The sequence below is a fragment of the Rothia sp. HMSC062F03 genome (assembly GCF_001836905.1).
Classification (GTDB): Bacteria; Actinomycetota; Actinomycetes; order Actinomycetales; family Micrococcaceae; genus Rothia; species Rothia mucilaginosa_A.
This window is the reverse complement of the sequence record NZ_KV830861.1, coordinates 311,923-331,326: the sequence shown is the minus strand read 5'-3', so window position 1 is coordinate 331,326 and position 19,404 is coordinate 311,923. Positions and strand designations below refer to the sequence as shown.

17 protein-coding genes are annotated in these 19,404 nt (G+C 63.9%); 4 read left to right on the top strand and 13 right to left on the bottom strand.

What is annotated here, in order from left to right; translation table 11 throughout:
* Positions 1-237 precede the first annotated feature (237 nt).
* Together HMPREF2674_RS01410 and HMPREF2674_RS01405 are read right to left on the bottom strand one after the other, a co-directional pair.
* Positions 238-1,323 (bottom strand): 4-hydroxy-3-methylbut-2-enyl diphosphate reductase, encoded by a 1,086-nt coding sequence (locus HMPREF2674_RS01410; RefSeq protein WP_049343353.1) that lies wholly within the window; start codon positions 1,321-1,323, stop codon positions 238-240.
* Positions 1,324-1,350: 27 nt separating this feature from the next.
* The gene (locus HMPREF2674_RS01405) at positions 1,351-2,478 is read right to left on the bottom strand and encodes a dehydrogenase (protein ID WP_070824609.1); all 1,128 of its coding nucleotides are present in this window, start codon (positions 2,476-2,478) and stop codon (positions 1,351-1,353) included.
* 152 nt (positions 2,479-2,630) lie between these two features.
* Between HMPREF2674_RS01405 and xseA the strand changes: the two genes are divergently transcribed.
* Positions 2,631-3,926: an exodeoxyribonuclease VII large subunit gene (gene xseA, locus HMPREF2674_RS01400; RefSeq protein WP_070824608.1), complete on the top strand. Its 1,296-nt coding sequence runs from the start codon at positions 2,631-2,633 to the stop codon at positions 3,924-3,926.
* A 53-nt stretch (positions 3,927-3,979) separates the two neighbouring features.
* Positions 3,980-4,237, top strand: coding sequence for an exodeoxyribonuclease VII small subunit (locus HMPREF2674_RS01395; protein WP_070483711.1), 258 nt, complete (start codon positions 3,980-3,982; stop codon positions 4,235-4,237).
* A gap of 135 nt (positions 4,238-4,372) precedes the next feature.
* On the opposite strand, the gene HMPREF2674_RS01390 is transcribed toward HMPREF2674_RS01395, so the two are convergent.
* The 7 genes from HMPREF2674_RS01390 to galU form a co-directional block, all read right to left on the bottom strand.
* Positions 4,373-5,596 (bottom strand): pyridoxal phosphate-dependent aminotransferase, encoded by a 1,224-nt coding sequence (locus HMPREF2674_RS01390; protein WP_070824607.1) that lies wholly within the window; start codon positions 5,594-5,596, stop codon positions 4,373-4,375.
* A 6-nt stretch (positions 5,597-5,602) separates the two neighbouring features.
* Positions 5,603-6,856 carry a glycine betaine ABC transporter substrate-binding protein gene (locus HMPREF2674_RS01385; protein ID WP_070824606.1) on the bottom strand — a complete coding sequence of 418 codons (1,254 nt, stop codon included), beginning with the start codon at positions 6,854-6,856 and terminating at the stop codon, positions 5,603-5,605.
* Positions 6,853-7,359: an NUDIX domain-containing protein gene (locus tag HMPREF2674_RS01380; protein ID WP_049332014.1), complete on the bottom strand. Its 507-nt coding sequence runs from the start codon at positions 7,357-7,359 to the stop codon at positions 6,853-6,855. The genes HMPREF2674_RS01385 and HMPREF2674_RS01380 overlap by 4 nt, the downstream gene beginning before the upstream one ends.
* A 28-nt stretch (positions 7,360-7,387) precedes the next feature.
* Positions 7,388-8,533, bottom strand: coding sequence for a LysR substrate-binding domain-containing protein (locus tag HMPREF2674_RS01375; RefSeq protein ID WP_070824605.1), 1,146 nt, complete (start codon positions 8,531-8,533; stop codon positions 7,388-7,390).
* A 58-nt stretch (positions 8,534-8,591) separates the two neighbouring features.
* Positions 8,592-9,089: a DedA family protein gene (locus tag HMPREF2674_RS01370; RefSeq protein WP_070824604.1), complete on the bottom strand. Its 498-nt coding sequence runs from the start codon at positions 9,087-9,089 to the stop codon at positions 8,592-8,594.
* 590 nt (positions 9,090-9,679) lie between these two features.
* The gene (locus tag HMPREF2674_RS01365; RefSeq protein WP_070824603.1) at positions 9,680-11,374 is read right to left on the bottom strand and encodes a hypothetical protein; all 1,695 of its coding nucleotides are present in this window, start codon (positions 11,372-11,374) and stop codon (positions 9,680-9,682) included.
* Positions 11,375-11,667: 293 nt separating this feature from the next.
* Positions 11,668-12,576 (bottom strand): UTP--glucose-1-phosphate uridylyltransferase GalU, encoded by a 909-nt coding sequence (gene galU / locus HMPREF2674_RS01360; protein WP_070824602.1) that lies wholly within the window; start codon positions 12,574-12,576, stop codon positions 11,668-11,670.
* Between the two features lie 271 nt (positions 12,577-12,847).
* On the opposite strand from galU, the gene HMPREF2674_RS01355 reads away from it, so the two are divergent.
* Positions 12,848-13,531, top strand: coding sequence for a 5-formyltetrahydrofolate cyclo-ligase (locus HMPREF2674_RS01355; RefSeq protein ID WP_049332008.1), 684 nt, complete (start codon positions 12,848-12,850; stop codon positions 13,529-13,531).
* Positions 13,532-13,654: 123 nt separating this feature from the next.
* Positions 13,655-13,840, top strand: coding sequence for an FmdB family zinc ribbon protein (locus HMPREF2674_RS01350; RefSeq protein WP_049332007.1), 186 nt, complete (start codon positions 13,655-13,657; stop codon positions 13,838-13,840).
* A 152-nt stretch (positions 13,841-13,992) separates the two neighbouring features.
* Here HMPREF2674_RS01350 and HMPREF2674_RS01345 read toward each other — a convergent pair whose 3' ends face one another.
* From HMPREF2674_RS01345 to HMPREF2674_RS01330, 4 genes are all read right to left on the bottom strand, one after another.
* Positions 13,993-14,301 (bottom strand): hypothetical protein, encoded by a 309-nt coding sequence (locus HMPREF2674_RS01345; protein WP_141761773.1) that lies wholly within the window; start codon positions 14,299-14,301, stop codon positions 13,993-13,995.
* The gene (locus tag HMPREF2674_RS01340; protein WP_371441250.1) at positions 14,294-18,127 is read right to left on the bottom strand and encodes a DEAD/DEAH box helicase; all 3,834 of its coding nucleotides are present in this window, start codon (positions 18,125-18,127) and stop codon (positions 14,294-14,296) included. Before HMPREF2674_RS01340 ends, HMPREF2674_RS01345 begins: the two co-directional genes overlap by 8 nt.
* Before the next feature lie 232 nt (positions 18,128-18,359).
* Positions 18,360-18,818: a hypothetical protein gene (locus HMPREF2674_RS01335; protein ID WP_049343363.1), complete on the bottom strand. Its 459-nt coding sequence runs from the start codon at positions 18,816-18,818 to the stop codon at positions 18,360-18,362.
* A gap of 82 nt (positions 18,819-18,900) precedes the next feature.
* On the bottom strand, positions 18,901-19,404 hold a 504-nt coding region (locus HMPREF2674_RS01330), incomplete at its 5' end, for a MurR/RpiR family transcriptional regulator (RefSeq protein ID WP_141761781.1).

The following is a 19,404-nucleotide window of genomic DNA, read 5'->3' as shown; positions in this document are numbered from 1 at the left end:
CTGTGCCAATCGTTGTTGGGGCGCCGCAGAGGGGGCACTACCCCAGCAGCGGAGGCGGTCACGCGAAGCGGGGGCTCCGTCCTCAAGGCGCCCCAGCGCCGCAGAGGGGGCACTCCCCCGCGTAGCGTGACCGCGAAGCTGCGCAAACACCCCTACCCGCGCAGCAGATACAAAAATCCCCGTATCCAATCCCAAACGGGAGAAGATACGGGGATCTATAAGCTCTTGAGCAAGCCTTTAACGAGTGGGCTTAGCGCCGCGGCCACCGAGCTGGCGGCCCACGTTCTCGTCGTTCTTCAGGGCGGAACGCAGCTCCTTCGGCAGGGAGAAGAGAATATCTTCCTTCGCGGTCTCCACCTCTTCGATGGTGCTGTAGCCGTACTCGGCGAGCAGAGCCAGCACCTCCTGAACCAGAACCTCGGGCACCGACGCGCCGGAGGTCAGGCCCACGGTTGCCACACCCTCAAACCAGGACTCGTCCACCTGGTGTGCGAAGTCCACACGCTCGGCACGCTTGGCGCCGTATTCGAGTGCTACTTCCTTCAGGCGCACGGAGTTCGAGGAGTTCGCCGAACCCACCACGATCACCAGGTCGGCGCGCGGAGCGATTTCCTTGATAGCGCCCTGGCGGTTGGAGGTTGCGTAGCAGATATCATCCGAGGGCGGATCCTGCAGCGAGGGGAAACGCTCACGCAGACGCGCCACGGTCTCCAGGGTCTCATCCACAGACAGGGTGGTCTGGGAAATCCACACGACCTTCTCGGGGTCTCGGACGGTCACCTGATCCACCTCATCGGGCGAGTTCACAATCTGGATGTGCTCGGGCGCCTCACCGGCGGTACCCTCGACCTCTTCGTGGCCGGTGTGGCCGATGAGCAGAATGTCGTAGTCCTGCTTGGCGAAGCGCACAGCCTCGCGGTGCACCTTGTTCACCAGCGGGCAGGTCGCATCAATCGTGTTCAGCGAGCGCTCGCCGGCAGCAGAAACCACCGCGGGGGACACGCCGTGGGCGGAGAAAACGGTCACGGAACCTTCGGGAACCTCGTCCACCTCATCCACGAAAATGGCGCCCTGCTTCTCGAGGGTCTCCACCACGTGGCGGTTGTGCACAATCTGCTTGCGCACGTACACGGGCGCGCCGTAGTGCTCCAGCGCCTTCTCAACGGCAATCACGGCGCGGTCAACGCCGGCGCAGTAACCACGGGGAGTGGCCAGCAGGACTTTCTTCTCGCCGTTCACGGGCGCGGCGGCTTCGATGTCGGCGCGGCTGCGACGTTCGCGAGGAACGGGCGGCAGGCCCAGGGCAATAGTTTCAGTGGACATGGTTACTATCCTAGGTTATTCGGACTTCTAGTGTGTGATGACTGTGGCATCGCTCGCAGTGGTGCGGCCCAGGTGGACCAGGTGCACGAGAATCCCCACCAGTAGCAGGATGACCGCCGCGGCGAGACCGTAGCTTGCCGCAGCTCCCAGGTGGGATGTTGCCAAGGGTCGGGTTACGTTCCACGCCCCGTCGATAAACGCGGTTCCGGCGGCGCTACGGCTGGTGATCCCCAGGGAGGCGGGGGTCTGGGCGCCCAGCCAGGAGGCGGCGCCCCAGCAAGCCAGGGCGTACAGCAGGGCGGAGGCGACCGGCACCAGCACGCGGCGGCGAGGCGCAACCAGGACGGCCACGAAGAGCAGAATTGCCGCCAGAACAATCAGGGTTCCGGTGGCCTGCCCAATTGCGGCGACGCGTTTAATCGCCGAGTGGACCACCCAATCGCTATCCTGCGTTGCGCTCCCCTGGGCCGCGCCGTCCCGGACCCTGTCAATGTTCAGGGTTTCGGGGCCGAGCTTCGTCAGGTCCGGGTCGAAGGGGCCGATCGAGCCGACCTTCTCGTCCAGGGCCCGGTAGAAGGGCGTGAGCACGATGACGGCGGGCCCGTCGTGGTTCAGGTTGTACCGCCGAGTCTCTTCCGCAATATCGCGCCAGAGGCTTCGGTATTCATCAGTTTTTGAGAGCTCACCGGCGGCGCGGTTGAGCATGGAGCGGATCCCGTCTTCGGTGGGCTTCACCAGAATGGAGTATAGGCCGCTTGCTTTGGTTCCGTCGAGGAAGGTTGTCATAGCTTCGCTCTTCATGAGGTCTTCGACCGCGCCGTCAGCGATGCGGGTGGCCAACTGCTGGTCGCTGGCCAGGTTCGCTGAAATCTCCGAAAAGCCGGTCTCGGAGGCGATATTTGCCCTCACCCAGGCACCGCCCGTGGCGCCCAGGGCGCACAGCACCGAGAGCAGGCTCAGCACGAGGGCGATAACCGTACGCAAACCCGCCGCGACGGGTGCGTGCGCGGGAGGGGCCGCCGCGGACTGTGCGGCGGGGCTCGGTAAACCGTCGGCCGGATAGCCCGATGCCGGCATCGCGCGCGTGGGCTGCAGGAGCGAGGTCTCTTCCTCGTCCAGGTTGCGGGTGGCGTTGTGATGATCTGGTGAACGCATGAGCCTAGCGTACCGCCTCAACCTTAAGGTCACGAGGCGACTCGATGAGAATGTGCCATCAGCTGAGGGATTCGTCCGCTCCCCGTTCCGCTCGCCCGGAGCCCGTCACCATTCGGCGGGCAGAAATTCGGCGTATCGGCGACAATAGGAACATGAACTTCTACAACCCCTCCGCAGCACGGCCGACGCTCGTGGTGCCGCCCGTGCACGAGCGGCAGCTTCCCGCGAAATCGCAGGAAACCACCGCCACCAACCCCTGGCCGCTGGCTTTGCTCGCGCAGAACCTCAAAAACTATGTGGACAAGGTTCCCGAGCTGTGGGTTGAGGCGCAGGTCGCCTCGCTCAACGGCCGCGGAGGCAACGTCTTCATGGAGCTCAAGGACGTTCAGGAGGATTTTTCCTTCACCCTCGCGCTCTTCGGCCGCGCCGGTAGCGGCCTCGCCGCCGACGTGACCGTGGGCTCGCGCATCGTTACCCGCGCCAAGCCGAGCCTGTGGAAGAACGGCAAGCTCTCCCTCATCGGCAAGGAAGTGTACGCGGTCGGCACCGGCAACCTGCACGAGCAGCTACAGCGTCTGCGTGAGCAGCTTGCCGCCGAGGGGCTATTCGCCGACGCCCGCAAGAAGCCGCTGCCCATGCTTCCCAACCGCGTGGGCCTGATTACCGGTCGCGACTCCGATGCTGAGAAGGACGTTATCCGCAACGCCTCCCTGCGCTGGCCCGGCGTGTCCTTCGAGGTGCGCAACACCCGCGTGCAGGGTGAGGGCGCGGCTCAGGAGGTCATCGCCGCGCTCGCGGAGCTGGATGCCCACCCCGAGGTGGACGTCATCGTCATCGCCCGAGGCGGCGGCTCCTTCGAGGATCTGCTCCCCTTCTCCGAGGAATCCCTCATCCGAGCCGTCGCGGCCGCCGTCACCCCGGTGGTCTCGGCGATTGGCCACGAGGCGGACTCCCCCATCCTCGATGCGGTGGCCGATTTGCGCGCCTCCACCCCCACCGATGCGGGTAAGCGCATTGTGCCCGATATTTCGGAGGAAACCGCCCGCATCACCGAGGCTCGTGCCCGCCTGGACCGTGCGGTGCTCGGCTACGTGGGCATGCAGATGAACTACATTGCCCAGCTGCGTAGCCGCCCGGTGTTCACCCATCCCGATTCGGCGCTGCTTATGCGTGCCGACGAGGTGAATCGCCTGCGCGAACGCGCCCTGCGGGCCACCGAGCACCGCATCGAGCGAGAGTCGGGAACGTTGGAACACACGATTGCGCGCGTGCGGTCCCTCTCCCCTGCCCAGACCCTCAGCCGCGGCTATTCCATCGTTCAGAATTCTGCGGGCGCTATTGTGCGTGACGCCTCGGTGCTGCACGAGGGCGAGCAGATTACGGTGCGCGCGGCGACCGGTTCGGCACAGGCGGCCGTGACTTCTACGGATCCCTCGAACATCTCCTAAACCTCGATACCCCTAAGCTTCACCCCCAGTTTTTACCCCTGAAAGGTTCCTCAATGAGCGAGAACATTAGCTTCAACAGCGCCGAGCTGGGCGCACCCGTCGAAACCCTCGGCTACGAGCAGGCCCGCGCCGAACTGGAGCAGGTCGTGCGTCAGCTGGAGTCCGGCACCAGCGACCTGGAAACCTCTATTGCCCTGTGGGAACGCGGCGAGGCCCTGGCCGCCCGCTGCGAGGCGTGGCTGAAGGGCGCGCAGGAGCGCCTGAACGCGGTGCGCGGCGAGCAGGGCGGTCAGGAACCCACGGCCAACTAGCGTGCCCCTCCCCGGCTTGTCCGGCTAGCTATAGCGACTAACTATAAACGGCCTGCCCCGCAGCTCATCAGAGCTGCGGGGCAGGCCGTTTATATTCCGGTAGGGTTCGCTAAGCGGCCGGCGAGATATCCCTCGCTAGTGCTTCTGCTTGTAGTCGGCCATGAAGTTACCCAGACGCTCCAGGGCGCTGGTGAGGGTCTGCGTATCGGGCAGGTACACCAGGCGGAAGTGGTCGGGATCCTTCCAGTTGAAGGCGCGGCCGTGGCTGAAGAGAATCTTCTGGCTCTTGAGCAGGTCGAGAGCGAACTGCTCGTCATCGGTAATGTCGAAGCGCTCAATATCAATCTTCGGGAACAGGTACAGCGCACCGTCGGCGGGGGTGCAGCTGATGCCGTCAATCTCGTTGAGCATCTTGTGGGCCAGGGTGCGCTGCTCGTACAGGCGGCCGCCAGGAGCAATCAGCTCGTTGATGGACTGGTAGCCGCCCAGCGCTGTCTGGATTGCGTGCTGTGCCGGGACGTTGGAGCACAGGCGCATGGAGGCGAGCAGGTGGATGCCCTCAAGGTAGCTTGCGGCGTCCTTCTTCGGGCCGGTGATTGCGACCCAACCCGCACGGTAACCGCACACGCGGTAGGCCTTAGACAGGCCGGAGAAGGTCAGGCAGAGCACGTCGTCGCCGGTGAGGGTTGCCATGTTGATGGCTTCAGCACCATCGTAGGTAATCTTTTCGTAAATCTCGTCGGAGAACACGACCAGACCGTGCTCGCGTGCCACATCCACGATCTGCTTCAGAATCGAGCGCGGGTAGACGGCACCGGTCGGGTTATTCGGGTTAATCACCACGATGCCCTTGGTGCGCTCGGTAATCTTCGACTTAATGTCTTCGATGTCCGGGTACCAGTTGTTTTCCTCATCGCAGAGGTAGTGCACGGGCTTGCCGCCGACCAGCGCGGTGGATGCGGTCCACAGCGGGTAGTCGGGCATGGGGACCAGGATTTCGTCGCCGGTCTCGCATAGTGCCTGCAGGGTCATCGGGATTAGCTCAGACACACCGTTACCCAAGTAGATAGACTCGGTGTCCAGGTTCATGATGCCGTGGTTCTGGTAGTGCTGCACAATGGCGGTACGTGCGGAGTACAGGCCGTGGGAATCGGAGTAGCCCTGGGTTTCGGGCAGGTGACGAATAATATCCATCATGATCGCGTCCGGCGCCTCAAAACCGAAGGGGGCGGGGTTACCGATGTTCAGCTTAAGGATGCGGTAGCCCATCGCTTCCATGCGGTTCGCCTCATCCAGAATCGGTCCGCGAATATCGTAGTGGACGTTGTTCAGTCGGGAGGACTGGCGGTACTTCGTCATGATGATTTACTTTCTAGGGTGATCCAAAATGAATTGCGCTGCGTCGTCATCGGCGATGGGGTTGGATCCGCTGGTGAGCTGCAGCAGGAACGAGAGGTTACCCGTGTCTAATGTAGATGATACGCGGTTAACCGCGTTGCGAGCGCTATCTGGCAGGGTGCGACGAATAATCGGCACCAATTGTTGTTGCAACATGGCATTGGAGGGGTCCTCCAGCACGACCAGGCGGTTGTCGTCGATGGCCGGGTTCACGCTGTGCAGCAGGGTCACCTGCACGCTGTCGTCGGTGAGGGCACGCACGCGCTCGGCGGGGTCATTCTGCTGCGTGACGGCGCGGGCCGTGAAGCGGTAGAGGCTGCGCAACGACTCAATGCCGTAGGTCCCGACCGAGTAGCTATCGGGAATGGAGAAGCCCAGGGTGGATTGCACATCGCGCAGGCCGACCAGCGAGGTGAGCTTGTAGCGGGCGCTGACGGCGCGGGTGGTGACCAGCACATCCTTGTTGGTGGCGTTGGCACCGTTCAGCAGGTTCAGCCCCTCGGGTAGGATGCGCGAGATGGCGTTGGTCATGTCGGTGGTGGTCATGGCGCGCAGATTGATGGGATCCGCCGAACGGGTCGCGGAGGCGCTGGCCGTCGGGTCGGCCGAGGAATCCGCGGAAGGGCTTGCGGTGCCGGAGGCCGTATCGCTCGGGGTGGGGCTCTGCGTAGGAGCCGGGGGCAGGGTCACGCCGGCGGCGGCCGCGGAGGCGGTCACCGAGGCCGCCACGCGCTCGTTCTGTACGGCGGCGGGGCTGAGCTTGCCATCATCGGTCAGGTAGAGCAGCAGGTCGCCGCTGTAGTCGATGACGATATCCAGCGGGTCAACATCCTGGGCTTCGACGGAGGCGGCCCCGCGGTCCACGGGTAGCGCCTCGTAGGCGGCGGTGGCTTCGGCCTCGCTCACCTCGGGGGTGGTCGATTCGGTTCCGGTGCTTTCCTGGCGTCCCGAGGGCGCGAGGAGGGCGCGCAGGGCCAGGCTGCGGCTGTGGCCCGTTTCAACCAATTCGACGGTGTAGCCGACCCTTCGCAGGGCCTGAGCATACACGTGGGCCACGGCGTGCATTTCGCGCAGGGCACCGTAGCCGATGCGCAGGGTGCCGTAGGTGGGAGCGGAGGGGTCGACCTGCGGCATCGCGTCGTGGGTAGCGCATGCGGCCAGTAGCGGGGCAAGCGCCGCGGAGCCCAGCAGGGCGCGGCGGGTTAGGGTGCGGCGGGTCATGAGGTGAGCTTCCTGGCGTTCTCATCGGCGAGAAATTCGCGGTATTCTCGGGCCCAGCTTGCGGCGTTGGTGTACCCCATCATGGAGGCCACCTCGTCGATGAGCGTGCCGTAGCGAATCGTATCGAGCTCGGCGATGGGCACCCAGCGCGCGGTGTCGGAGGAGCCGTTCACCTCGTGGCGCAGTTCGCCGGTGACGATGTGAGCACGGAAAACCACCCGCAGGGCGCAGAAGGGTAGCGCCTCCGGGTCTTTTTGAGCCTGAGCCGAGCGCACGGGGAAGTGACCGGCATGCACGCCCAGGATGTCCTCAATAGCGACGCTGTATCCGGTCTCTTCGAGGGTCTCGCGCAGCGCCGTTTCGTCGGCCTGCTCGCCCGGTTCCATGCCGCCGCCGGGCAGCGACCAGAGGGGGCTGAGGTTCCGGTCTTCGGGCACCCAGTGGGTCATGAGCAGCTTACCCTGCTCGATGATGACCGCGTAGGCCGCGGGTCGGGTTTCCATTGATAATGCCATGGTTCGATTTTACCGCCTAGCGCTTCTTACCCCGGCGCGCTGAGGCCGCCTTGGAGGTCTGTCGGGCGTTGCCGTTTTTCTTGGCGTTGGCGCGCTTCTTATCGCGTGCCTCGCGGCGTGCGTTAGCGGCGCGGGCCTTTGCCTTGGCCTTGGCCTTTTCCGCGGCCACGCGTTCGGCGCGTGCCTGGCGAGTTTCGGTGCCGCGATCACTGCTGGCAGTACGCCCGCGTACGATGCCGATAAAGTCCTGCAGGAGAGCCTCGAGCTCCTCGGGGCGCGGCTCCCCCTTGGGCGCGCGCGGCCAGACCAGGTGCACCGGGTAGGTGTCCAGATCGGGCACAGGGCGGTAGGTGAGGTCCTTGCGGTGGTAGAAACGCGCGATGGACATGGGCACGATGTACAGGCCCACGCCGGCGGCCACCAAATCGATAGTCTCCTGGTCGTTCAACCCCTCGGGCACAATGCGGCCGGAGCTTTCACGCCAGGAGCGGGAAACCTCCTCGTAGGCGGGAATATCGGAGGCGGGCTGAAGCAGGAACTCCTCGGCCAGCTCGGCCACGGGCACCTCGTCGAGCACGGTGAGAACGTGATCCGTCGGCAGGATAACCACGGGCAGCTCCTCGTAAAGGCGGATGCTGTGGTACTTCTCGCCGTCGGTGCTGGCCGGCTCGCGGTAGGGGCGCAGGATGCTCATGTGGGCGAAGGGGTTCTCGGGAACTTCCACTCGCTCGATAGGTGCGGGCTCTGCGTTTTCTGCGGGGCTTGCCGTTTCGGAGCCTTCCGCAGACTCCGGGTCGATCAGCTGCAGGTTCTGGTGAAGGGAGTCCAGTCCGCGCGCCTCGCGCACGGGCACCTCGGCCAGGGGCACGCGGTCGCCGTAGCGTTCGTGCCAGCGGTTGAACCACTTGCCGGGCATAATGCCGGGCACGTAGCTCACGCGCAGGGCCGAGCGCTGCAGAACCGGCACGGGTAGAGCCTCCGGAGTCTGAATCGTGGCCAGCTGCTCGGGGTGCAGGTACACGCGGGTGGGAGCCTCGGAGGGCGCTTCGGCGCTGGCCGCCTCAAGGGGGGCCGTCTGCTCTGCGTGATTCTCGCGGTGCCCTGCGGGAGCTGCGGGAGGCTGCTCGGGGGTGCCTGCGGTGGAGGTGTCGGTTGAACTCATCCCTCCACGCTAACACATTCGTCCGTCGAAACTAGTCGCGCTGGGTGAGGGCCCGAGGCTAAGCGTCGGTGTCGTCGAGATCCTCGGCCGCACCTTCGCGGTCTAGGCGCTTCTCGCGCACCGCAGAGATGACGACCGCTCCGGCCACCACAAAGGCCAGGGCCACGGGGAACATCCAGGGTTCCAGGCCCAGGGCGGCGAGAATGGCAAAACCAATCGTGGTGTAGATGCCGGCCCACATGAGGGTGCCAACCAGCATTGCGGGAATCCAGCGGCGTAGGGGCATGCGGGTAAAGCCGGTGGTGACGATGACTGCGGTCTGAAAACCCACGGTCAGAAAGCACAGGGGCACGGCGATAACGCCCCATCGGTTAATGAAGGCGCGGGCCTTGCGGTAGAGGGGACGTTCCATTGCCTCGCGGATGCGGTGGAGGCGCGCGCTCCCCTTCGCGGCCAGGGCCGCCACCCAGTAGACCAGGCTGGTGCGAACAATTCCCACAATCCACATGAAGAGTAGGGCAACCTCAATCGGCAGAGAGTTAATCCATTCTTTCACCCGGCTATTCTCTCACGAACAGATTCGCCAGTCCTCCCCGAGCGCGAATATGCCTATTCCGTGACACGCATCGGGGATGAGCCTCGCGAAGCTCAGACGAGTACCCAAGGGCGATTCGGCGAGCAACGTTTTCCGACGGTGTATACCTTTCTGATATGGCCCAACGAGCTTCGAGCGGCCTCCCGAAAATTTTTTTAAAGATTTTTATGCACCCTCGATGCTCCGCTCTTCCCAGCAATGGCGCGGATTTTATTTAGGGCAACCTTAGTTTAGTGACAGACCGTCGCTATTTTCAGTTTGTGTACCCTCTCGAATTAGGTTATATTTTTATTACCGAATGGGGCTGGCCTTGTGGGAAGGCCTCCCCGATCGGTCTAGAAGACTTTCTTCCTGTGTGTGATGCTGGAAAGGGAGCCCCATTGACGGGGCTCCCTTTCTTTTTGTCTCTGCTACTCCCCCGACAAATAATCACGGTGATACACCACCGAATACGCAGAATGTCCCGAAGGACTCTATCCTTCGGGACATTCGTTCATGGGAGCTTCTAGGCAATGCACGCAACCGGCGGTAGCCCTCAGGTGCCTGCCCAGCTACTTCTTGGAGTTCTTCTCGTCGTTCTCGCGGTGCAGGGCGCTCAGAGGCTTGGGCAGCTGCACGGGGTTCCAGGTGTTGCTGACCGCCTCAAATGAGGAACCACCACCGGGATGACGGCTTCCCGCGCGACGGGATACGCCGAGCGACGAACCAGGCTGGGTTGCGGGGTTGTTCAACGAGGCGATATCCAGGGCGTCGAACTCAGAATCGTCCAGAACGTCCGGCAGGGGAATCTCCTCCGGAATCGGTGCGGGGGCCTGCTGAGGCGCCTGACGCACCGGGGAACCGTCGCGCAGGGCCGGACGCGGCTGACCCTGATTCGACTGGTTCGGGTGCGCCGCCTGCGGAGCCTGCTGAGCCGCTGGGCGCTCCTGTGAAGTGCCGGCAAGGCGAGGGGCGGAGAAATCGGTCGGCACACGCGGCGCGGGCTCGCGAGCGGGGGCAGCCTGGTGCACAGCCGGCTGCTCCGTGGCTTCGGCCCGGGGAGCAACGCGCGGGGCCTGCTGAGAGGCCGTCTGCTGAGGCGCCGCCTGCGGAACCTGCTGCGCGGGGTGGGGCTGAGCGGATTGCACGGGCTGCGTGTGCTGAGCCGCTACTGCTCGCTCGGCCGAAGACTGAGGTTCAGCAGCTCGAGGTGCTGGCTGAGAGTTCGCCCCGCTACCGCTCTCCTGGTCGAAGAGAACGCTACCGCGGCGGATGGGCTGGAATCGGCTCGGGCGCTGGGGGCGGCGCTGCGGATGCTGTGCGTGGCGCGAAGCCGCGGGGCGGCCTTCTGCTCGGCGGTGGGCCGGCGCATCCTGTGCAGAGTCGACACTCTCAGCGGCACGGGGCTCATGCACTCGGGGCTCATGCACTCGGGGCTCGGGCGTGCGGGGGTCGGCGTCACGATGCTCAGCCGCGGGAACCGGGGTCTTCGGGGACGAAGCCTCAGAGGAACCCTCACGACGGACGGGCTGTGCGACGGGAGCCTTGGGGGCGGGAACCGGCGCGGGGCGAGCCTCAGCAGCCGAAGCGGGCTCTTCGGCTTCACGGTCAAGCTGCTCATCATCGAAGTCGACCTCGGAGCGCTCGTCTTCGTCATCGTCGCCCTCGCGGTGAGCGAGACGCTGACTCAAGGTATCTGCCAGACCAAAGCGGCCCGCGGCCCAGGCCAGACCACCCAGCACGGCGAAAATCACGAACCATGCCCAGGAGAACAGACCAAAGAGGGCCAGAAGCAGGCACAGCACTGCGGCAACGCCAGCCCCGGCGGCGACCAGGTAGGCCACACCAGAGGGGGTTGAAGTATCGAGGGAGGAGAGCAGGGACTGCTTGGGCTCTTCCACCACGGGAATCTCATCCGTATACGGGGTCACCGGGGAGGAATCGCGAACCTGCGAAATGGACGCTGTCTGCGGTGCCGCGCCGTCCCCCACCGCGTGCGAGGAGGAAGAGGAACGCGGAAGAGCAGAAGAGGGCAGGGAGGTACCCGGCGCCACGGCGTGGTCAGAAGACTGGTAGGCTTCCGATTCGTTTAGCAGCACGCCGGCGGAGGCAAGAATGTCCTCAGCGGTGCGTTCGGCGCTAATTAGGGGTCGTTCGGGCTCAACCGTGTGGCCGGCGGGCGCGCGACGCAGGCTCCTGGGTACAAACCACAGCAGCAAAATCACGGTCAGAATTACCAATACACCCGAGGTGTTCAACAACGTCATGTTAGGTCGCCCTCTATCGTCCCTAAATCCCTAGACTTTAATCATACCCTTATATTCCCATTTCTTTCCATAAAAGGTAAAAATGGGATGGATGAGCGCATATACCCCGGACGGCATACACAACGTTATGCGTAATATCGCACGCATATTAGTCACTCCGTCTCCCCAAAAGACGGAACGACCAAATAAATTGAGGAAGGCGCCCCCGCTCGGCAAGCCGACAAGGAACGCCTCCCTCAGCGTATCAGGTGATTGATACCCCGTAACCGGGGTGGTGTTACGAAAGAACGGCCTTAGCAGTTCTCTGCGACAAAGTCCTTCAGCCATGCGCGCAGGTCGTCGCCGAACTCGGGACGCTCAGCAGCAAGAATAACGTTTGCCTTCAGGTAGGAGAGCTTGTCACCGGTGTCGAAACGGCGGCCGGAGAAGACCACGCCGTAGACACCTTCGCCTTCGCCCTCACCCTGAGCCAGGGTCTGCAGGGCGTCGGTCAGCTGAATCTCGTTGCCGCGGCCCGGAGCGGTGTCCTCCAGAACCTCGAACACCTTCGGGCTCAGAACGTAACGGCCAATCACCGCGTAGTTCGAGGGGGCCTCGTCAGCGGCGGGCTTCTCTACCAGACCGGTGATCTTAACAAAGCCGTCTTCGCCTTCAACGGTCTCGATAGCGGCAGCGCCATAAGCCGAGATTGCCTCGCGGGGAACCTCCATCAGAGCAACGACGGAACCGCCGGTACGCTCCTGGACCTCCACCATGCGGGAGAGCAGGTCTTCCTTCTCATCAATCAGGTCGTCACCGAGCAGAACGGCGAAAGCCTCATCACCCACGTGGCGCTTTGCGCGCAGCACGGCGTGACCCAGACCCTTCGGGTCACCCTGGCGCACGTAGTGCAGGTCGCCGCCAAGCTCGTTGGTCTCAAGGACCGAAGCCAGCAGGGCGTCCTTACCCTGCTCGGCGAGCTGACGCTCCAGAACGGGAACGCGATCGAAGTGATCCTCAAGAGCGCGCTTGTTGCGACCGGTAATCATCAGAACATCGTGCAGGCCGGCGCGGACAGCTTCCTCCACCACGTACTGAATCGCGGGGCGATCAACGACGGGGAGCATTTCCTTCGGGGTGGCCTTCGTGGCGGGCAGGAATCGGGTGCCCAAACCGGCGGCAGGAATAACCGCCTTAGTAACAGACTTAATTTCAGTAGCCATGCCACAAGAATACCCTAAGTCGTAAAGTACTTAGGTCGAATCGATGAAACTATGACGTGAAAAATCCTTAACGTGATTAACTGCATACAGGCTCGTGCAGATACCGAAAATATCAAAAGATCGGCACGCCGCTCTTTCTTTAAATCGTCCTATACTGAGAGAAGTGTGCCCCTTCACAAATCTCCACCATTCGCGAGATTTGGGGCCTACGCCGCGAGTCTGTACCTCATGTCCAAGACACCGCTCACCCCGCAACGACGATGGGACCCCCATGCACTTCAACACCGCAGTAGCCACCAGCACCTCCGATTCGGGCGCCAGCGCCGAGGATATCTCCCTGGATAAGAACATCCTCCGTTCGCAGATTCGTCCCCGACGCCTCATCGCTCGCAGCGAGCGCGGGCCCGCCGGACAGCAGCGAGTGCGGGACCTCTTCACCGAGAATATTCTGCGCGAGGTGCGAGAGCGTCTGCACTCCCCCGGTACGGTTGCCGCGTACCTGCCCACCCCCTCGGAACCTCCCATCACCGAGGCGCTTACCCGCCTACACGAGGCCGGACACCGCATCATCGTGCCGGTCGTCCGTCCCCGTCGAACCCTCGCCTGGGTTGAGTGGGATCCCACCATTGACCACCCCTGCAGCCCCATGGGAATCCCCGAACCCGAGGGCGAAGAACGCGACGTACAGGCATTCGTCGAGGCCGATGTGCGCCTCATCCCCGCCCTCGCCTACGATGCGGCCGGGCATCGCCTCGGCCAGGGAGGCGGTTACTACGACCGAATCATCCCCCTGCTGAGCGAGGAACAACTGCGTGAGAAGACCCTCGGCATCGTCTTCGCCGAGGAAATCTACGAAACCGTCCCCTACGACCGCTGGGACAGTATCCTGCCGGTTATTCTGACCGAAGAAGGAACCTACCGCCCGGCAGAACGCACCGCGCAGAACCCCTCATAACGAATACGCCGCGTTACTTTTAGTCTTGGGAAGAAAACAAAATACCCCTCACGATTCAAAAGCGGTACACTCAAACCACGCAATTAACCGTAATCAACGAAATATCAATGGGCGAAGGAAGTTATGCCGGTTTACGTTTACCAGTGTAAGAATTGCAATCACGTATTTGAACAGCGCCAGTCCTTTAGCGATGATGCCCTGCGCGTCTGCCCCCAGTGCGGTCAGGAGACCCTGCGCAAGCGCTACAACACCGTGGGCATTACCTTCAAGGGCTCCGGCTTCTACAGCACCGATAAGAACTCAAACTAATAAGAATTCAAACCAGCTGCCGCAGAACGCGATGGATGGATAGCGCCGACCGGCTCGGCGTTCGATAACACGCTAGGGCGGCGGGTACCGAACAGGTACCCGCCGCCCTAGCGTGTATTGGATGATGGCTCGCGGCCTCATGCCACCGAAGCCTAGACGATGTTGTTACCCCAGTGCGGGGGACGCTGCTGGCGCATCCACTCCAGGCGCTCCTTCTCCTCGGGGGTGAGGGGCTTCGAGGCGCCGTGGGCGGTGCGCTTCTTCCGCGAGCTACTGCCGGAGCCACCGCCGAAATCGGCAGTTTTTGGCGCGGCCGACCGGTCGCCGGGCACCGCGGCGGCGGGGGTCCCCGACGACGGGTCCAGACCCGCAAGACAGGGTTCGGCACCTCCCACGGTTCCGCCCCCGCTCACCCGGCGGTTACCGCGTCGGGGTTTGGGCACGGGCGAATAGTTAGCCACGGTCCTCAGCATCCTCGTCCATGTCCAGGTAGTGCAGGATGCGCGCCACCACGCCGTCCGGGTCGGAGAAGACCTCCAGGGTGCCCAGCGTGATGTAGTTCCAGCCGGTGCGACTCAGGCGCTCGGGTAGCAGGCGCGTACGCTCGCGCACCGAGGCCCGCGCGTAGTTCTGCTCGCCGTCGGAGCAAGCCACCAGAGGCATCGCAGCGGGAGCGCTCGGGCCGGAGGAAACCACGGGAGCCACGCCCAGGGCGGGCACGGGCTCGGCCACGAGCTTTTCGGGGGCGTGCGCAATCAGCGCGATGTCACCCTCACCCTGCGTCACGCGTACGCCGCGGGCCTGCAAACGCGCTACCAGATCGTTGAGCAGCCAATCGCCCAGGTCGGGGGTTTCCTGCTCGTCGGTAGCCAAGAAGGCATTGCGCGGCAGAGTCTCGGGCACGCGCTGTGCCTTCGCCTCGGCCTCTTCGCGGGCCTGGCGCTCCGCGTGCTCACGCAGCAGGTGGTAGAAGTCGACCGCGCCGTGGTGTAGCTTCTGCGGGTCCAGCTCGGTCGGGTCGATGCACGAAACGATACGCAGGGCCCGGCGGGCGCGAGTCAGCGCCACGACAAAGCCCTGACGGCCGTGCTCGGTGGAGAGCTGACCCAGGTCATAGGAGGCCTGGCCCAGGCGGGCGCGTCCCACACCCAGCGAGAAGATTACGGTGTCGCGTTCGAGGGTCTCGGCGCGTGTCAGGTCGACCACGCGGAAAGACTCCTCGCCGGCGGCAAAGAACGGGGCGAGCTGCGGGTACAGGTTCAGGGCGTGACGCACCGATTCGGCCACGCGCTGAGCATGCTTGGGGCTGGCCGTCACGACCGCGAGGGAGCGGTCGGGGGTGCGGTAGGCGTGCTCCAGCACCAGGTTCGTGACGCGCTCGACCTCAACGCCGGGCGAATCAAGGTTCGCGTTATCGCTCACCTTGCCGCGAGTGTCGATGTACTCCACAGTCAGGGTTGCGGCCGGCTGCGAGGAGGCGCGGCTCACCGGGGCGGCGTGCAGCTGCGAATCGTAGAACTCGCGGTTCAGGTAGTCGAGAATCACCGGGTCCATGCTGCGGTGCAGCATGGCCAGGGTGCGGTTCGGCAGTACCGTGGCGAGCACGTCGAAGGTGCTGTCCAGCTGTTCATCGGCGGGGTCCGGCGCTCCGAAGGTCGGTGCGGACACGATGAACGGCGAGGGGTATCCCGAGTGCGGGTCGCCCAGGGCGATCACCTGGTCGGCGCGGGTGATAGCCGGCAGGTTGGCCGCCAGCGGGGTGGATTCAGAGTCCAGCAGGATGGCCGCGTCAAAACGCATCGAGGCCGGCACCTTGCGGGCCAGGGCGAAGGGGCTGGCGGTCCACAGGGGCAGCAGGGTGCGCGCCATGACGGGCGCGTGCGTCAGCAGCTCCTCCAGCACGAACTCGTAGCCGCGTAGCTGGCTCTTCAGGTAGGCCGCCTGGTCGTGCTCGGATTCGATGCGGTCGGTCCACACGCGCGCGACCTTTGCTAGAAGGCGGGCCGGGGCGCTGGTCATGTGGGCGTAGTCGGCGCGACGGAAGCGGGATTCGGTGTCTCGCAGGCGGTCGCCGTCCAGCAGTTTACCCTCGTGGCGTTCCAGCAGGTATTCCAGCGCGGACTGCCACCAGGCGAGCTCCAGCTCGGCCGCGACAACTTCGGTCGGTACCTGACGGGCGTACAGGTCATCCAGCAGCTCGGACAGGCCGCGTTCGTGAAGCTTCTGCTGGAGCGCGTCACGTTCGGGCAGGGTCATGAGCAGGACGCGGTCGTCCATGAGGGCGTCCAGGCGGGCGTCCAAAACGTCCAGGTCGGTGCGCACAAAGTCGGTGCCGTCGATTGTATCGGCAAGCACGATACCCAGGCCCGCCAGCTCGGACACCAGGGAGTTCAGGGCGTCGGCCAGCTGATCCAGGTTCTGCGGAATCTGCGGGGTGCGGGGTGCCTCGATATGGCGAATCCACTCGGCACGTTCGGTCTGCACAATCTTGAGCTGTTCGTGCAAATCCCCGATGTTCACGCCGGGCAGGATGTACTCCTTCGCCGCGCGACGCAGGCGGGAGCGCTGCATACTGCTCATCTCGATGCCGTTCTCGCGACGCCACGCACCGGAGGCGGTTGCGGCAATCAGATCGGTCACGGGGCGGTCGTACACATCGGCGCGGAAACGCTTAAGCGTCTCGCGAATGCGCATCAGGATCGCCAGCTGCGACTCCCACTCGGCAATCGTGCGGCCCGGGCGCAGGCCCAGCATGGCGGCCATACGGTTCATGGCCTCGCGCAGATTCAGCAGGGAGGACTTCAGGGTAATGACCAGGGCGTAGGCCTCCGCGGCCTCCTCGTCATTGACTAGGCGGGCGCGGTACCACGGCGAGGTGCGCGAGGACGCGGCGAATCCGTCAATCTCGCCCAGGCGCACGAGCTCGGCGCGCACCTGATCGCGTTCCAGGAGGGAGTCCAGCATGGGGCGGTCGAAGCGTACGCGGGTGGCCGGGCCGTCCTCGGATGCGGTCAGCTCGGCCAGACGCTGCAGGGCGGCGTACACCGAAATCTGCCAGTGCGGGTCCTTCGTGAGCAGGGCGCGGGTGTGGTCGATGAGGGTCTGGCGGGTGGCGCACAGTTCCTCGTTGAGGTCCTCGGAGTTCGGCTCCTCGGCACTTTCGTTGCGTACGATGGCGCGGATAAATTCGGCTCGCTGCGCCTCCGAATCGTGTTCGGCCAGCAGGTCGTAGCGCAGGCTGTCGATGCTGGTGCGCTTGAGCAGGGCCGAGAACTCGGCGAGCGTCGAACGCTTCTCGCCCACAACCAGCACGGATTTGCCGCGGCCGATGAGGGCGGAGGCAATATTCACGGCGGTGCGCAGCGGCTCGGTGCCGGGGGCCGCGGTCACGGTGAAGGAGAAACCGCTCACCGCGGTGTCGATAATATCCTGGGCGTTTGCGTCCGCATCGAGCAGGAGCATCTCCTCGGCGGGGTCGCGCTGGTCCAGGGGCTGCTGCAGGTTGTGGGCGTTCAGCTCGCGCGGCTTCACGCCGGGCACCTTCAGCGCCGCCACGTCACGCACGAGCGGGGTGATGGCGGTGTGGGGCAGCTCGCCCAGGCTTTCCTTCAGGTCGGCAAAGGTCGAGATGAAGTACTTCGACTCGATGGTCATGCCCGGGATACGGCCGGCCGAGGCGCGCATGCGCTCGATGACCGGCTCCGGATCCAGACGAGACATGGAGTTCGCCAGCTGGGCCACGTCCATGGTGCCCAGGTCGATGCCGTACTCCTGCTTGATCTGGCGGACCATGGCGGGGTTCAGGCGCGCGGAGCCGGCCAGGCGCAGCTCGAAGTCGTCATCCTTCGGGTGCGGGGTGATGCTCAGCGGCGCCATGAGGATCGGCGCGATGAAGCGCTTCTCGTAGGCTGCGGTGGCCTCGCGGGTGTCGTGCGAAAGCCAGGATGCGGTGCCCGCCACGAAGTAGCCGGAGTCCAGACCGTGATCGGTGGCAAGCTCGTAAATCTTGGTGCGCAGGGTGCGGGCGGAGCGCATGCCCGCCTCCAGCTGCGACTTTTCGCGCAGGATGGTGGAGAGGCGGGTCTTACGTCCGGCAAGTAGCTGAGCCAGGCCGGAGGGGTTCGCCTCCGACAGGTCTATGTGCACGTAGTCGACCTGGTTGAAGTCAAGCATCGCGTCGGGGCCGGTGTAGACGTCCATCTGTTCGGCCCAGCGTTCAAGCCCCGCCGAGGGGTCGAAGTCCTCGTGGGCGGGGTTCAGGTGCGGGGGAAGCTCGGCGATGCTCATCTCGGGTTCGGTCGTTTCGGCAAGCTGCGCCTGTTCTTCGGGGGTCGCCGATGCGACGGGCACCTCGGCGGTATCGCTCGGGGTTCCGTCGGTGTTCTGCATGTGAACAGAATCAGGAGTATGATTCACGTCTCGACTATCCTTGTATGTCAGTGTGATGCACGGCGTGCAATCCGGTGGTGCTTCGTGAGCGGTCCTCGCGCTCAGGCGTTCTTCAATCTACGATAGCGTCCTAGCCCAGCGTCATCGAGAGATTAGCCACGGTGAGCACCAAAGCCACCATGACATAAAACGCCATGGCCGCCAGCAGGACCCAGCGGTACCTGGGGGCCAGTTCACCCTCCAGGTTACCGAAGCGCAGGGAACGGAAGAGGAAGAAGGACAGGAGCGCGCCGGGCAGGTTACCGATGACCGCCAGCAAGATAATCAAATACAGAGCATAGGCTCGTTCGGTGCGCTCATTCTCGATTCCCGCAAGCTTAAGAGTACCGCCCAGCAGCAGGCTCAAGCATCCGTTCATGAAAGCAACCGTAAAGAAGGGAATCTTCATGGCGTCCTGGAAGCTCATCTGGGAGTTTGCCGCACCCACGGCAATCCACAAGAAGAGGAGGGCCGGAATAATCATGAGGTACCAGAAAAGGTACTTACGCATCTTCTCGGAGTTATCAATCAGCGCCAGGATTGCGGTCACGAAGGTGTCTCTTTCGGGTTCTGTTCAGGAGGTAGATTCAGGGCAGCGGGAATAAATTGGCTCCGGGCAGGAGCGCCCGCAACTACGGGGTGGTTTCGGTGCCTCCGTCGAGGGCATCCTCAACCTGCTTGCTGAGGGATTCTCGGCGCGCGGTTTCCGAGTACTCAATGTAGCGACGCACCACGTAGTCCAGCACCACCCAGAGAGCCACGAACGAGTGGTAGGGCTTGCGCTGGGTGCTGATGTGGGTGGGGGTCGCCTGGTAGTGCAGGGAGTACTCGGCGTGCGAGGACATGTAGTTCACGCCAATCGCGGTCACCGCAACCATGGGAATACGGCGCAGCGACAGCATCTTGATGTGCTCGCGCATGTTCTCGGTCTGGCCCGAGAACGACACGATAATCACCACATCGTCCTGGGTCATGGTGTTCATGGCGCTCTCGAACTCGTTGCGAGCCGGAATAACGTGGCAGAATTTGCCGCAGGCCTGCATGGACTTGGCGAACTCCTGCACCGCGTTGCGCTGAGCGTAACCGGTGCCAAAGCAGTAGACGGTGCGCGCCTCGTAGATGCGTTTAAGCAGACC